11 protein-coding genes and 1 tRNA gene are annotated in these 13,669 nt (G+C 63.6%); 4 read left to right on the forward strand and 8 right to left on the reverse strand.

Annotation, left to right across the window (positions count from 1 at the left end; genetic code table 11):
• Positions 1-175: 175 nt before the first annotated feature.
• Both GLX_RS12615 and alkB read left to right on the forward strand, forming a co-directional pair.
• Complete coding sequence (locus GLX_RS12615; RefSeq protein ID WP_041247416.1) at positions 176-943, forward strand: DUF2076 domain-containing protein; 768 nt, start codon at positions 176-178, stop codon at positions 941-943.
• Positions 944-1,009: 66 nt separating this feature from the next.
• Positions 1,010-1,669, forward strand: a complete 660-nt coding sequence (gene alkB, locus GLX_RS12620) for a DNA oxidative demethylase AlkB (protein WP_041247870.1) — start codon at positions 1,010-1,012, stop codon at positions 1,667-1,669.
• A 111-nt stretch (positions 1,670-1,780) separates the two neighbouring features.
• On the opposite strand, the gene eda is transcribed toward alkB, so the two are convergent.
• From eda to GLX_RS18500, 8 genes are all read right to left on the reverse strand, one after another.
• Positions 1,781-2,395, reverse strand: coding sequence for a bifunctional 4-hydroxy-2-oxoglutarate aldolase/2-dehydro-3-deoxy-phosphogluconate aldolase (gene eda, locus GLX_RS12625; RefSeq protein WP_014106347.1), 615 nt, complete (start codon positions 2,393-2,395; stop codon positions 1,781-1,783).
• A 48-nt stretch (positions 2,396-2,443) separates the two neighbouring features.
• Positions 2,444-4,282, reverse strand: coding sequence for a phosphogluconate dehydratase (gene edd, locus GLX_RS12630; RefSeq protein WP_014106348.1), 1,839 nt, complete (start codon positions 4,280-4,282; stop codon positions 2,444-2,446).
• Positions 4,283-4,733: 451 nt separating this feature from the next.
• A tRNA-Lys gene (locus GLX_RS12635) sits at positions 4,734-4,809 on the reverse strand.
• A gap of 223 nt (positions 4,810-5,032) precedes the next feature.
• On the reverse strand, positions 5,033-5,524 hold the full coding sequence (locus tag GLX_RS12640; RefSeq protein WP_014106349.1) for a peptidylprolyl isomerase: 492 nt from the start codon (positions 5,522-5,524) through the stop codon (positions 5,033-5,035).
• 59 nt (positions 5,525-5,583) lie between these two features.
• Entirely contained in the window at positions 5,584-6,096 is a 513-nt protein-coding gene (gene coaD / locus GLX_RS12645; protein ID WP_014106350.1) for a pantetheine-phosphate adenylyltransferase, read from the reverse strand.
• Entirely contained in the window at positions 6,089-8,875 is a 2,787-nt protein-coding gene (gyrA, locus tag GLX_RS12650) for a DNA gyrase subunit A (protein WP_014106351.1), read from the reverse strand. The genes coaD and gyrA overlap by 8 nt, the downstream gene beginning before the upstream one ends.
• Before the next feature lie 162 nt (positions 8,876-9,037).
• Positions 9,038-9,607 carry a single-stranded DNA-binding protein gene (gene ssb / locus GLX_RS12655; RefSeq protein WP_014106352.1) on the reverse strand — a complete coding sequence of 190 codons (570 nt, stop codon included), beginning with the start codon at positions 9,605-9,607 and terminating at the stop codon, positions 9,038-9,040.
• Between the two features lie 180 nt (positions 9,608-9,787).
• Positions 9,788-9,925, reverse strand: a complete 138-nt coding sequence (locus GLX_RS18500) for a hypothetical protein (protein WP_158309240.1) — start codon at positions 9,923-9,925, stop codon at positions 9,788-9,790.
• On the opposite strand from GLX_RS18500, the gene uvrA reads away from it, so the two are divergent.
• Together uvrA and speD are read left to right on the forward strand one after the other, a co-directional pair.
• Positions 9,924-12,965 (forward strand): excinuclease ABC subunit UvrA, encoded by a 3,042-nt coding sequence (uvrA, locus tag GLX_RS12660; RefSeq protein ID WP_041247871.1) that lies wholly within the window; start codon positions 9,924-9,926, stop codon positions 12,963-12,965. The two genes, GLX_RS18500 and uvrA, sit on opposite strands and share 2 nt — an antisense overlap.
• A 159-nt stretch (positions 12,966-13,124) precedes the next feature.
• Positions 13,125-13,589: an adenosylmethionine decarboxylase gene (speD, locus tag GLX_RS12665; protein ID WP_014106354.1), complete on the forward strand. Its 465-nt coding sequence runs from the start codon at positions 13,125-13,127 to the stop codon at positions 13,587-13,589.
• Positions 13,590-13,669: the final 80 nt, after the last annotated feature.

The following is a 13,669-nucleotide window of genomic DNA, read 5'->3' on the forward strand; positions in this document are numbered from 1 at the left end:
CATCTGGCGCAAAATCGCGCGGCAGCATACCGTTATGCCGCCCCGACCGGAAGGGAGGGCATGCAACCGGCCTGCATCCGTCCCGCATGGCGGGTGTCGGGTCTTGCACAATGCGCTCCGACGCGCCACATCGGATGGGGAGACGCTATCCCCACCCCAAGGCAGGACAGACAGCATGAATGACCAGGAACGTGATCTGATCACACAGTTTTTTGCCCGTGTGGGTGGTGTTACCACAGGGAGCGTGCCGCAGACGGCATCTTCCCTCCCGCCGATCGACCCGCAGGCCGATCAGTATATCGGGCAGATGTTCCAGAAATATCCCGAAGCGCGCTACCGTGTAACCCAGATGGCCGTGGTGCAGGAAGCGGCACTGGCCGAGGCACAGAACCGGATTCGCCAGCTCCAGTGGCAGCTCCAGCAGGCGCAGCAGCAACTCCAGCAACAGCAGGCCGCTCCTCCCCAGCCGCAGCCCAGCACTGGCGGCGGTTTCTTCAGCGGCATGTTCGGCGGCGGGCAGCGCGCGCAGGCGGCACCACCGCCGGGTTGGGGTGGGGGAGCCGCCCCCTCAAGCCCGCCGCCGCAGCCGGTCTACCCGCCGGGCATGCAGCCGGGGATGTTCCGCTCGGGTGGTTCGGGCTTCCTCGGTTCCGCGCTGACCACGGCGGCCGGTGTGGCCGGTGGCATGATGATGGGCAACGCGTTGACCGGCCTGTTCAGCGGCCATCATGACGAGGGTGGCTTTGCCAGTGGCATGCCGCAGGGCGGCACGGGCGAGACCATTATCAATAACAACTATGGTGACAGCACGGCCGGCACCGGCGGGGCCGATCCGTTCGCGGGTGGTGGCACCAGTGCGGATTCCGGGTTTGACGCCGGTGGCGGTGATTCGGGCGGGTTTGACGGCGGCGGTTTTGATTCGGGTGATGACAACAGTTTCTGATCGACCGGGTTGAAGGAATACTGAAAAGGGCATCCGCTACGGATGCCCTTTTTTATGGGGTTGGACATGGCACAGCAGGAATTTGCACTGGACCCGCCGCAATGTGGCAGCCATGTGCCCGAATGGCTGGATACGGGGGCCTGCGTAATGCGGGGACTGGCTGTGACTCATGCTGCGGAGATGATTGCGGGTATAAGGGGCATTGCCCGTGCCGCCCCCTTTCGCCGTATGCCAACGCCTGGCGGCGGCGTAATGTCGGTCGCCATGACAGGCTGCGGGGCCGCTGGGTGGTGCAGCGACACGCAAGGCTACCGTTACGTGGCGCGCGACCCGCGCACGGACCGGCCCTGGCCGCCCCTGCCCGATGCATGGCGCGAGCTTGCCTGCGGGGCAGCGGAGCGTGCGGGATATACGGGGTTCGTGCCCGATGTCTGCCTGATCAATGGCTACCGCCCCGGTGCGCGCATGGGCCTGCATCAGGACCGTGATGAACGGCTGGACGCACCAGTGGTCTCGCTCTCTTTCGGGCTGCCTGCACTTTTTTTATGGGGCGGCCTGAAGCGCACGGATGCATGCCGGCGCATACCGCTCCTGCATGGGGATGTTGTGGTGTGGGGCGGCCCGTCGCGGCTTGTATTTCACGCTATCGCCCCGTTGCGCGCGGGTGAGCACCCGGTTACAGGCCCCTGTCGTTACAACCTGACGTTCAGGCGGGTCGGTGCATAGCGTATTGATGGATGATTAAAGTTTTGGGTGCCCCCTTTATTTAAAAAGGCGGCACTCCCTGAAGCTTTTTGAAAAAGCTTCATCAGAAACTTTTTCCTTATTTTTAGCCTGTCAGGCGGCAAGCGTTGTCGCCTGCCGGGCGCGTGCGGTAATGGCCGTCACATCGGGCGTGCCAGCGGGCACCAGCCACGACCCTCCCACGCACAGCACGGACGGCAGCGCCAGCCACTCTGCTGCCGTTTCTGCCTTGATGCCGCCGGTGGGGCAGAAGCGCGCCTGGCCAAACGGGGCGGACAGTGCCTTGAGCGCGGGAATGCCACCCGCCGCCGTTGCGGGGAAGAACTTGAAATGCGTCAGCCCCAGGTCCAGACCGCGCATGATGTCGCTGGCATTGGCGGTGCCGGGCAGCAGCGGCACGCTGGCTGCGCGCGCGGCATTGGCCACATTGGCGGTCAGGCCGGGGCTTACGATAAAGCGCGCACCGGCATCAACCGAACGCTTCAGGTCATCGCCGTTCAGCACGGTGCCAGCGCCCACAACAGCACCATCTACCTTTGCCATCTCGGCAATCACTTCCAGCGCGCACGGCGTGCGCAGCGTGACTTCCAGCGCGCGCAGGCCACCGGCCACAAGGGCCTCGGCCACGGGGCGGGCATGGGCGGGGTCGTTGATGATCAGCACCGGGATAACCGGGGCAATCGTCATGATGTCTTCAATCTGGGCCATGGCTGGCTCCCTGTTTTGTGTGCCTGTAGGGTGGCCGGGTGGCCGTAATCATGCGTCTTCTTGTGCCGCCATATGGTCCATGGAGGCAAGGATGGCGGATGCCCCGCGTTCGGGCGTGTCCACGCCGCCGCGCATCAGCGCGAACAGTTCCCGCCCTGTGCCGGACTGGGGTGCGGGCGGCCGGGCAGGGGTACGATCCGCCAGCGTGGCCTGTGGCACCATTGCCTCGATCCGCCCGGTCTGGGCGCATACGCGCACTACGTCCCCATCGCGCAGCAGCGACAGCGGGCCGCCCATATAGGCTTCGGGGCCGATATGGATGGCGGCGGGCACCTTGCCCGACGCGCCCGACATGCGGCCATCGGTCACCAGTGCCACCTTGTGCCCCCGATCCTGCAATACGGCGAGTGTGGGCGTGAGCTTGTGCAGTTCAGGCATGCCGTTGGCGGCGGGGCCCTGAAAGCGCACCACGACGACCACATCACGATCCAGCTTGCCATCACGGAAGGCGCGCAGCACGTCTTCCTGGTGGTCGAATACGGCTGCCGGAGCCTCGATCGTCCAGCGTTCGGGGGCGACGGAACTGGTCTTGTAGATGCCGCGCCCCAGATTGCCCTCCATCACCTTCATGCCGCCATCGGCGCGGAAGGGGTTGGCGGGCGCGCGCAGGATGCTGTCGTTGGTGGAAGGGCCAGCCTCTTCCCATACCAATGCGTCATCGCGCAGGTCGGGTTTCTTGCGGTATTCGGCAAAGCCGCCACGGGCCACGGTCAGGATATCGGGGTGCAGCAGCCCGGCATCGAGCAGCGAGCCGATCAGGCTGGGCATGCCACCCACGTTATGGAAGGCGTTCACGTCTTCCGACCCGTTGGGATAGACGCGTGTGAGTTGCGGCACGATGGCGGAAAGCTGGTCGAGGTCATTCCAGTCGATCACGATCCCCGCCGCCCGCGCCATGGCGGGCAGGTGGATGGCAAGGTTGGTGGACCCGCCCGTGGCCAGCAGGCCGACGGCGGCATTGACGATCGCACGTTCATCCACGCACAGGCCCAGCGGGCGATAGTCCTCGCCACGTGCACCGATTTCACTCAGGCGATGGATGGCCGCGCGCGTCAGTTCCTGCCGCAGCCTTGTATTAGGTGGCACGAAGGAGGAGCCGGGCAGGTGCAGCCCCATCACTTCCATCAGCATCTGGTTGGTGTTGGCCGTGCCGTAGAAGGTGCAGGTACCGGCGGCGTGGTAGGATTCGGATTCTGCATCCATCAGCCTGTCCTTGCCTACCTTGCCTTCGGCATAGAGCTGGCGGATGCGCTGCTTCTCACTGTTGGGCAGGCCCGAGGGCATGGGGCCGGACGGGATGAGGATGGTCGGCAGGTGGCCAAAGCGCAGCGCACCGATCAGCAGGCCGGGCACGATCTTGTCGCAGATGCCCAGCATGGCGACACCTTCGTACATGCCATGGCTCAGCCCTACCGCCGTGGAGAGTGCGATCACGTCGCGGCTGAACAGCGAGATTTCCATGCCCGGCTGGCCCTGGGTCACGCCATCGCACATGGCGGGTGTTGCGCCAGCCACCTGGGCCGTGCCACCCACTTCGCGTGCGAACAGCTTGATCTGGTCGGGATAGCGGCCATAGGGCTGATGGGCGGAAAGCATGTCGTTATACGACGTGATGATGCCCACATTCATGCCGGATGCCGCGCGTAGGCCCGCCTTGTCCCCCTCCGATGCCGCGATGGCGTGGGCAAGGTTGCCGCAGGCCAGCCGGGGGCGGCTGATGCCGTTTTCACGCTCGCGGGCAATCAGGTCCAGATAGATCTTACGACTACGCGCCGAACGGGTAATGACCCGTTCGGTCACGGCAGTCAGGACGGGGTGCAGGCTCATGGCTTCTCACAGACATTATATGACCCGCCCCGCAGGGGGGTGGGGCCGCCATCTATTGTAAACGACAGCGGGTTTGAATAGGGGCCAGATGTGCGATTATTCTGTGACCGCACGGCATATTGTTATCTATTGCAAAAAACTCCCTGTCATCAAGACATAAAATTATAAAAAAAATATAAATCCAATAACATAATTATTATAGCGAATATCCAAGGGTATACGAACGCACCTGTTTTCCCCGGATGGCCTGCCATCTGGATCCGTACACCCCTTCTTCAGCCCTGCCTGACAGGGGGAAAGATCAGGATATTTACAGGAGCATGTATAAAGGGAGACGCGACGGAAAGTTCGCCATAGGGCGTGCGAATAGGCGCGCCCGCGCTGTGAAGGGCGGCGGTCATCCCGCTTGGTACAGGGACAGGCAGGTATGGTGGGGGAGCAGAAGATAAAATGGTGAGCCGGGTGGGATTCGAACCCACGACCATTCGATTAAAAGTCGAATGCTCTACCGACTGAGCTACCGGCTCACATTATCTGTATGAAGGGCCGACCTGCGGGGTAGAACCCTGCGGCATGGCGCCTTGGGCAGGTCTCTAAACATACGGGGCGGGAGTGTCAACCGGTGCCGAACCCTTATTGGGGCCGTCTGACTGTAACAGGCGGCAGGGACGGGCGGCGCGTCTGTAAGGCAGGTGGCTGCCCGCAAGGTGTCCTGTTGGCCGGATGGCACGCCATCCGGCCGGTATGCCATCAGGCTTCGGCGTCTGCCGGGCGCATCTTGATGATGCGGTCGGGGTCCTGCACCATGCCGCTCTGGCCTGCGCCGCGCTTGATCTGGTCGATATGGTCCATGCCCTCGATCACCTGGCCTACGATGGTGTACTGGCCATCGAGGTGGGGGGAGGGCTCGAACATGATGAAGAACTGGCTGTTCGCGCTGTCCGGGTTCATGGTGCGCGCCATGCCCACCGTGCCACGCTCGAACTTGGCGTTACGGGTGAACTCGGCCTTCAGGTCCGGCAGCTTGCTGCCCGATGTGCCGGTGCCCGTCGGGTCGCCGCCCTGTGCCATGAAGCCATGGATCACGCGGTGGAAGGGCGTGTTGTCATAAAAGCCTTCCGCCGCCAGCGTGCGGATGCGTTCGGCCGCCAGCGGCGCAATATCGGGACGCAGGCGGATCACCACCCGCCCGGTCTTGAGATCGACGTTGATCAGGTCGGACTTGTTTTCTGTAGCAGACATCGTGATCCGTTTCGTAAATTGGGGTGTAGAAGGACGGGGCCAGATGGCGCCCGCCCTGATCAGCCGCGCAGGCGCGCGAGGATATGCCTGCGGGTAAAGGGTGGGACAAAACCGGAAATGTCCCCATCCAGCCGCGCGATCTCCTTCACCAGCCGGGAAGAGACGTACTGGTGTCCTTCCCGTGCCATAAGGAAGAGCGCATCAATGTCCGGTGCCATGTGCTGGTTCATACCGAACATCTGGTTCTCATACTCGAAATCCGCAACCGCCCGCAGCCCGCGAATGATTGCATGCGCCCCATGCGTACGGGCCGCATGCACCACCAGTCCGGTAAAGCCGACCACGGTAATGGGGGTGGCGCGCCCGATATTGAGCGGTTCGATATCGGTGCGCAGGCACAGGATCCGTTCCTCCAGCGGAAGGAGGGGGTGCTTGTCCCGGTTTTCCGCAACCCCGATCACCAGACGGTCCACCAACGCGGCGGCACGTTCGATGATGTCCATGTGGCCACTGGTCACGGGATCGAACGTGCCGGGATAGAACCCCGTGCGCATGGTGGCGGCCTCAGTCATCCTGCCCCGCGCCGTCGGTCGGTGCGTCAGTTGCGGGGGAAACGCCTTCTTCCTCCCCGTCCTCCCCGTCATCCATCACCGGGAAAACACTGGTAACTTCTTCCGTGTCGTTCAGGCGGAACAGGGTGACGCCACTGGCCTGGCGCGACATGATGCGCACCTGGTTGATGGGTAGGCGGATCAGGCGGCCCGCATCGGTCACCAGCATGACATCGGTGCCGTCCAGCACCGGCAGGGTCGCCACCACCGCGTTGCCGCGCTTGTTGGTGGAGAAGGTCATGTTGTTGATGCCTTGCCCGCCACGCCCGCTTACACGGTAGTCATAGGCGGAAGAACGGCGGCCAAAGCCTGCATTGCTGACGATCAGCAACACTTCCTCGGTCGCTTCCAGTTCGGCAAAGCGTTCGGGGGTAAGCGGCAGGTCGCCCGTGGCTTCGCCTTCATCCGGTACCATGGCGTCTTCTGCTTCCTCGCCTTCCATGGCGGCCTCGGCCCGGCGGCGAGCATTGGCCATGCGCAGGTAGGCGGCGCGTTCTTCCACCGTGGCCTCGACATGGTTGAGCACGCACAGGCTGTTCACGCTGTCGCCTTCGGCCAGCCTGATGCCGCGTACGCCCGAACTGCCGCGACCGGCAAACACGCGCAGCGTGTCATCGGTGATCTGGAAGCGGATGCAGCGCGCGTTACGGGTGGCAAGGAACACGTCCTGACCCTCGCGGCAGGTGGCGACGCCGATCAGGCGGTCCTCGTCTTCCAGCTTCATGGCGATCAGGCCCGACGAGCGGATATTGCGGAAATCGCTCAACCGGTTACGCCGCACGCTGCCCGATGCGGTGGCAAAGACAAGGTGCAGGTTTTCCCACAGTTCCTCATCCTGCGGCAGGGGTAGGACCGCGGTGATCGTGTCGCTGCCAAGGTCGGGCAGCAGGTTGACCAGCGCGCGGCCCTTGGCGGTGGGGCTGGCTTCGGGCAGGCGCCAGACCTTTTCCCGATACGCCTTTCCGCCCGAGGAGAAGAACAGCACCCACTGGTGCGTATGTGCATTGAACGAGCGGACGATGATGTCATCCCCCCGCCTGCCTGCTGCCGTGCGACCGCGCCCGCCACGGTTCTGCGCGCGGAACACATCGAGCGGTGTGCGCTTGATGAAGCCTTCGCGCGTGATGGTGACCACCATCTGCCCCGGCTCGATCAGGCTTTCATCGGTCTGGTCGCCGGCGTAATCGGCAATGTCGGTCGCGCGCGGGGTGGCAATCTCCGCGCGGATGGCGACCAGTTCGTTGCGCATGACTTCCAGCCGGCGCGGGCGGCTGGCGATGATCTCCAGCAGGTCGTTGATCTTGACCGCCACTTCGGAGAGTTCCTGCTGGATCTTGTCACGCTCCAGCCCTGTCAGGCGCTGCAGGCGCAGCTCCAGGATGCCGCGCGCCTGCGCTTCGGTCAGGTGGACCTTGCCCTCAACGATGACATTGCCATCGTCATGGATCAGTTCCAGCAGAGGCGCCACATCGGCTGCATCCCACCCGCGCGCCATCAGCGCCGCGCGCGCGCTCGTGGTGTCGGGGGCGGCGCGGATCAGCGCGATCACGGCATCAATGTTGGCTACCGCAATGACAAGACCAACCAGCAGGTGGGCGCGGTCACGGGCCTTGTTGAGGTCAAAGCGCGCGCGGCGCAGGATCACGTCCTCGCGGAAGCGGATGAACGCTTCCAGCACGTCCTTCAGGCCCATCAGGCGCGGCCTGCCTGCATCAAGGGCCAGCATGTTCACGCCAAACGAGGTCTGGAGCTGCGTGAAGCGGTAGAGCTGGTTGAGCACCACCTCCGGCGTCGCCTCACGCTTGATTTCAACGACGATGCGCATGCCCGAGCGGTCGCTCTCGTCGCGGATGTCAGAAATGCCCTCGACCTGCTTGGTGCGCACCAGGTCGGCAATGCGCTCCTGTAGCGTGGCCTTGTTTACCTGGTAGGGGATCTCGGTCACGATGATCGCCTTGCGGTCCTTGCGGATTTCCTCGATCTCGGCCTTGGCGCGGATGATGACCGATCCGCGACCGGTCTCGAACGCGCTACGGATGCCCGCGCGGCCCAGAATGGTGCCGCCGGTGGGAAAGTCAGGCCCCGGCACGTATTCCAGCAGGTCATCAAGTGTCATGTCCGGCCGTTCGATCATGGCCAGGGTCGCGTCAATGATCTCGCCGGGGTTGTGGGGCGGAATGTTCGTCGCCATGCCCACCGCGATGCCGGATGCGCCATTGACCAGCAGGTTGGGGAAGGCGGCGGGCAGGATTTTCGGTTCCTGCTCGCTTTCATCATAGTTGGGCTGGAAATCGACAGTGTCACGGTCGATGTCATCAAGCAGGAAGGACGCGGCCTTGGCCAGGCGTGCTTCGGTATAACGCATGGCGGCGGGCGAATCCCCGTCCACCGACCCGAAATTGCCCTGCCCGTCGATCAGCTTCACCCGCATCGACCATGACTGCGCCATGCGTACCATGGCGTCGTAGATGGAAGAGTCGCCATGCGGGTGATATTTACCCATCACGTCACCGACCGCGCGGGCCGACTTGCGGTAGGGTTTGTCGTGGGTGAACCCGCTTTCGCGCATGGAATACAGGATGCGGCGATGCACCGGCTTCAGCCCGTCGCGCACGTCCGGCAGGGCGCGGCTGACAATGACGGACATCGCGTAAGCGAGGTAGGAGGAGCGCATTTCCTCCTCGATCGTGACCGGCATCATGTCGGACGGGGGCAGGGGATCGTCGGGTATCTCGGTCAAGGCAGTTCCGTCATGTCAGGGTTATCCCGCCCATGGCCGCACTGGCGCATGGGCAGGACGTAAAAGGCAGGCAGGCACGGCGCGGGCGGCACCATGTCCGTGCCTGTACAATAGCATGTCTTGCCCCCCGGCGCGAAGCGCCGCGCGGGGGTGTTAAGGGGTTCAGAACGGAATTTCGTCGTCCAGGTCACTCCCGCCGGAAGGAGCGTCCCAGCCGCCCCCCGTGCCGCCGCCCCCGCCGCCTGCCGGGCGGTCGTTGCGCTGGGGCTGCTGGCGCGCGGGTGCGCTGTATCCGCCGCCGCTACTGCCACTGCCACTGCCGCCGCCATAGCCGCCACTGTAACCGCCGCCTGTATCGTCTCCGCCGCCATCACCGCCACGGTTGCTGTCCAGAAGCACCAGTTCACCACGGAAGCGGTCCACCACGACCTCGGTCGTGTAGCGGTCCTGCCCGCTCTGGTCGGTCCATTTGCGGGTCTGGAGCGAACCTTCAAGGTAGACCTTGCGGCCCTTGCGCAGGAAGCGCTCCGCCACGTCGCCCAGGCGTTCGTTGAAGATGACGACGCGGTGCCATTCCGTCCGTTCGCGCCGCTCGCCCGATGCGCGGTCATTCCATGTGTCGCTTGTGGCCAATGTCAGCGAGACGATCTTCGCCCCGCTCTGGCTGGTGCGGACTTCGGGGTCCTTGCCCAGGTTGCCGACCAGAATGACCTTGTTGACGCTGCCCGCCATGTGCTGTCCTGCTGCAGTTCGAGTATGGGACCGGCAGGTAGGTGGGGCCACAGGCCCCTGCCGGGTGCCACCGTGGCCGCCCTTGGGCAGCCGTGGCGAAATAGATGTGGTGATCTTACCGGAGACTCCTCTTTAGGGGAAGGCAGCGGTTTTCCGGCGGGGTATCGGCCTGCCGGGCAGTCAGTGGTGACATGACCGGGTGCGGAGCATGCTGCTGCTCTTGTCGTAACGGTCAGGCAGGGCCAGATAATGGGGCAGGCCGGCAATGGCGGTCGGCATCCCGCTCTCGCGCGCGGGGGCGGAACAGGGAGAGTTCATGAGCGTTTCTTCACGTCCGGGGCAGAAGGTTCCGGCGGCCCAGCATGTCAGCCAGCAGTCCATCCGCGTGCGGGGCGCACGGGCACATAACCTGAAAAATGTCGATATTGACATACCGCGTGACGCGCTGACGGTCATGACCGGGCTATCGGGGTCGGGCAAGTCATCGCTTGCGTTCGATACCGTCTATGCCGAAGGCCAGCGCCGGTATGTGGAAAGCCTGTCAGCCTATGCGCGGCAGTTTCTCGAACTTATGGGAAAACCGGACGTCGACTCGATCGAGGGGCTGTCGCCCGCGATTTCCATCGAGCAGAAGACGACCTCAAAGAATCCCCGTTCCACCGTCGGCACGGTCACGGAGGTACATGATTACATGCGCCTGCTGTGGGCGCGCGCGGGCGTGCCGTATTCGCCCGCTACCGGCCTGCCGATCGAGGCGCAGACGATCAGCCAGATGGTTGATCGCGTCATGGCCATGCCGGAAGGTACGCGGTTGATGTTGCTGGCCCCGGTGCTGCGGGACCGCAAGGGTGAGTGCAAGAAGGAACTGGCCGAACTGCAGCGCAAGGGCTTCACCCGCGCCAAGGTGGACGGCACGCTCTATACTATTGACGAGGTGCCCGAACTCAACCGCCGCCTGCGCCATACGGTGGAAGCGGTGGTGGACCGCATCGTGGTCAAGGAAGGTATAGAAAGCCGTCTTGCCGACAGTTTCGAGACAGCACTCGGCCTGTCTGATGGCCTGGTCTATGCCGAAGAAGTGGTAAAGAAGCTGCCGGAGGGCGAGGAAGCCCCGCGCACGGTCTTTTCCTCACGTTTCGCCTGTCCCGTCAGCGGTTTCACGTTGGAGGAGGTGGAGCCTCGCCTGTTCTCCTTCAACGCGCCGCAGGGTGCGTGCCCGGCCTGTGATGGTATCGGGCTGGAAACATTTTTCGATCCGCGCCTGATCGTGCCTGACGAATCGCTTTCGCTGGGCGGGGGTGCCATCGCCCCGTGGCGCAACAGCCAGAGCCCGTATTACACTCAGACGCTGGCCTCCATTGCCGCGCATTATGGCGTGTCGATGGATACACCCTGGGAGGACCTGCCCGAAGGCGTGCGTGACGTGATCCTTGAAGGCGGCAAGGACCCGATCGAGTTCACGTATCGTGACGACCGCCGGGCCTACAGCCTGACCAAACCGTTCGAGGGCGTGGTCACCAACCTGCGCCGCCGCATGGCGGAAACCGACAGCGTATGGGTGCGCGAGGAGATGTCGCGCTACCAGTCCGAAAAGCCATGCCATGTGTGCGGTGGCGCACGCCTGCGGCCCGAGGCGCTGTCGGTCAGGGTGGCGGACCTGAACATTGCGCAGGCATCGGACATGCCCATCCGCAAGGCGCTGGACTGGTTCGGCACGGTGGAAGCGACGCTTACGCCCCAGCGCGCCGAGATCGCGCACCGCATATTGCGTGAAATCCTTGACCGACTGCGCTTCCTTGATGATGTGGGGCTGGACTACCTCACGCTGTCACGCGGGTCGGCTACGCTGTCGGGGGGCGAGAGCCAGCGCATCCGCCTGGCCAGCCAGATCGGGTCGGGCCTGACGGGCGTGCTGTATGTGCTTGACGAACCCTCCATCGGGTTGCACCAGCGTGACAATGAACGCCTGCTGGGCACGCTGGATCGGCTCAAGAAACTGGGCAATACCCTGATCGTGGTCGAGCATGACGAGGATGCGATCCGCGCCGCCGACTGGCTGATCGACATGGGGCCGGGCGCGGGCGTGAATGGCGGCATGGTCGTGGCCGCTGGCACACCGCAGGAAGTGGCCGAAAACCCCGATAGCCTGACGGGGGCGTACCTGTCGGGCCGCAAATGCATTCCCGTACCGGCAAAACGCCGGGACATCGATCCCGCACGTGAACTGGTGCTGCGCGGGGCGACGGGCAACAACCTGAAGGATGTGACGGCCAGGTTCCCGCTGGGCACCTTTACCTGTGTGACCGGGGTATCAGGCGGCGGTAAGTCCACGCTGGTGATCGACACGCTGTACAAGGCGCTTTCACGCAGGCTTATGGGGTCGGGGCAGAACCCCGCACCCTATGCGGCGATCGACGGGCTGGATCAGCTGGACAAGATCATCGACATCGACCAGTCGCCCATCGGCCGCACCCCGCGTTCCAACCCGGCTACCTATACCGATCTGTTCGGTCCCATCCGCGACTGGTTTGCCGAACTGCCGGAAAGCAAGGCGCGAGGATACAAGCCCGGACGCTTCTCGTTTAATGTAAAAGGTGGGCGGTGCGAGGCGTGTCAGGGCGACGGCGTGCTCAAGATAGAGATGCACTTCCTGCCCGATGTGTTCGTCACCTGCGATACCTGCAAGGGTGCCCGCTACAACCGCGAGACGCTGGACGTGAAGTTCCGCGGCAAGTCGATTGCCGACGTGCTGGCCATGTCGGTGGATGAGGCGCTGCCCTATTTCTCTGCCGTGCCGCGCATCCGTGACCGGCTGGCCATATTGCAGCAGGTGGGGCTGGGCTACGTTGCGTTGGGCCAGCAGGCGACCACCCTTTCGGGCGGCGAGGCGCAGCGCGTCAAGCTGTCCAAGGAACTGGCGCGCAGGGCTACGGGTCGCACGCTGTACATCCTCGATGAACCCACCACGGGCCTGCATACCGAGGATGTACGCAAGCTACTGGAAGTGCTGCATGCGCTGGTGGACCAGGGCAATACGGTGGTGGTGATCGAACATAACCTCGAAGTCATCAAGACCGCTGACTGGGTTATCGACATGGGGCCGGAAGGCGGCGATGGCGGGGGGCGGATCGTGGCCTGCGGCACACCGGAAGATGTGGCCGCCAGCCCCGACAGCCATACCGGGCGATTCCTGCGCCCGTTGCTGGAGCACAGGCCGCTGGTCCCGGTTCCCGAACCGGCGGTGAAGCCTGTGGGCAGGGCAGGGACACGCGACAGAAAAGCCACAGCGGCCAAGGTGGCTGAACCTGCTAAAAAGAAAGGGAAACCGGCAAAGAGCAGTCGTAAACCTGTAAAATAGACGTCTGTTTTTGCTGATGTCGGGGGCCTGGCTTAAAAAAACTTTGGCAGGGGTGCGGAAAACACTTGCACCCCAGGCCCCGCAGGCCTTATCAGCGCCTTTCTTGGCCCAAGGGGGCAATTCTGCCCAACAGGCTGTCTACTGGTTTGGGGGTACGTGATGAACGCACTTGCTCAACTGGGGATGGTCTCGGAACACCCGAGCGATAACCAGATCTCTTCAGCGCCGTTTTCGTCCGAGGACGACCGGAAAGATTACTTCGTCGAAAAAGACGGGATGAAGTTTGCGGGAACGCATCTTCTTGTCGATCTTTGGGACGCCCGGAATCTTGATGATCCCGAGCAGATTGACCGTACCCTGTGTGAGGCCGCCGTAACGGCCGGGGCTACGATTCTGCACAGCCACTTCCATCACTTCACGCCCAATGGCGGCGTGTCGGGTGTGGTCGTGCTGGCGGAAAGCCACATTTCCATCCACACATGGCCCGAGCGCAACTTTGCCGCCGTGGACATTTTCATGTGTGGGGCATGCGATCCGCATCTTGCGATTCCGGTCATGCAGCGCCTGTTCCAGGCCGGCCGGATCGAGGTGGATGAGCAGCGCCGTGGGCGCGTGCCGCTCTGAGCGGCGGTAACCGGGGTATGGCTACCGATTGGCCCCGGTGTATCTTTCACTAAAAATAGTCGAAGTGCCGGGCCGGATTG

Origin of the sequence: Komagataeibacter medellinensis NBRC 3288, assembly GCF_000182745.2 — a bacterium.
Classification (GTDB): Bacteria; Pseudomonadota; Alphaproteobacteria; order Acetobacterales; family Acetobacteraceae; genus Komagataeibacter; species Komagataeibacter medellinensis.

Coding starts and splice junctions, on each gene's coding strand:
- GLX_RS12640 (WP_014106349.1), bottom strand. CDS start 5,524: ATGTCTGCTACAGAAAACAAGTCCGACCTGATCAACGTCGATCTCAAG.
- alkB (WP_041247870.1), top strand. CDS start 1,010: ATGGCACAGCAGGAATTTGCACTGGACCCGCCGCAATGTGGCAGCCAT.
- uvrA (WP_041247871.1), top strand. CDS start 9,924: ATGAGCGTTTCTTCACGTCCGGGGCAGAAGGTTCCGGCGGCCCAGCAT.
- GLX_RS18500 (WP_158309240.1), bottom strand. CDS start 9,925: ATGAACTCTCCCTGTTCCGCCCCCGCGCGCGAGAGCGGGATGCCGACC.
- ssb (WP_014106352.1), bottom strand. CDS start 9,607: ATGGCGGGCAGCGTCAACAAGGTCATTCTGGTCGGCAACCTGGGCAAG.
- coaD (WP_014106350.1), bottom strand. CDS start 6,096: ATGACTGAGGCCGCCACCATGCGCACGGGGTTCTATCCCGGCACGTTC.
- speD (WP_014106354.1), top strand. CDS start 13,125: ATGAACGCACTTGCTCAACTGGGGATGGTCTCGGAACACCCGAGCGAT.
- eda (WP_014106347.1), bottom strand. CDS start 2,395: ATGGCCCAGATTGAAGACATCATGACGATTGCCCCGGTTATCCCGGTG.
- GLX_RS12615 (WP_041247416.1), top strand. CDS start 176: ATGAATGACCAGGAACGTGATCTGATCACACAGTTTTTTGCCCGTGTG.
- edd (WP_014106348.1), bottom strand. CDS start 4,282: ATGAGCCTGCACCCCGTCCTGACTGCCGTGACCGAACGGGTCATTACC.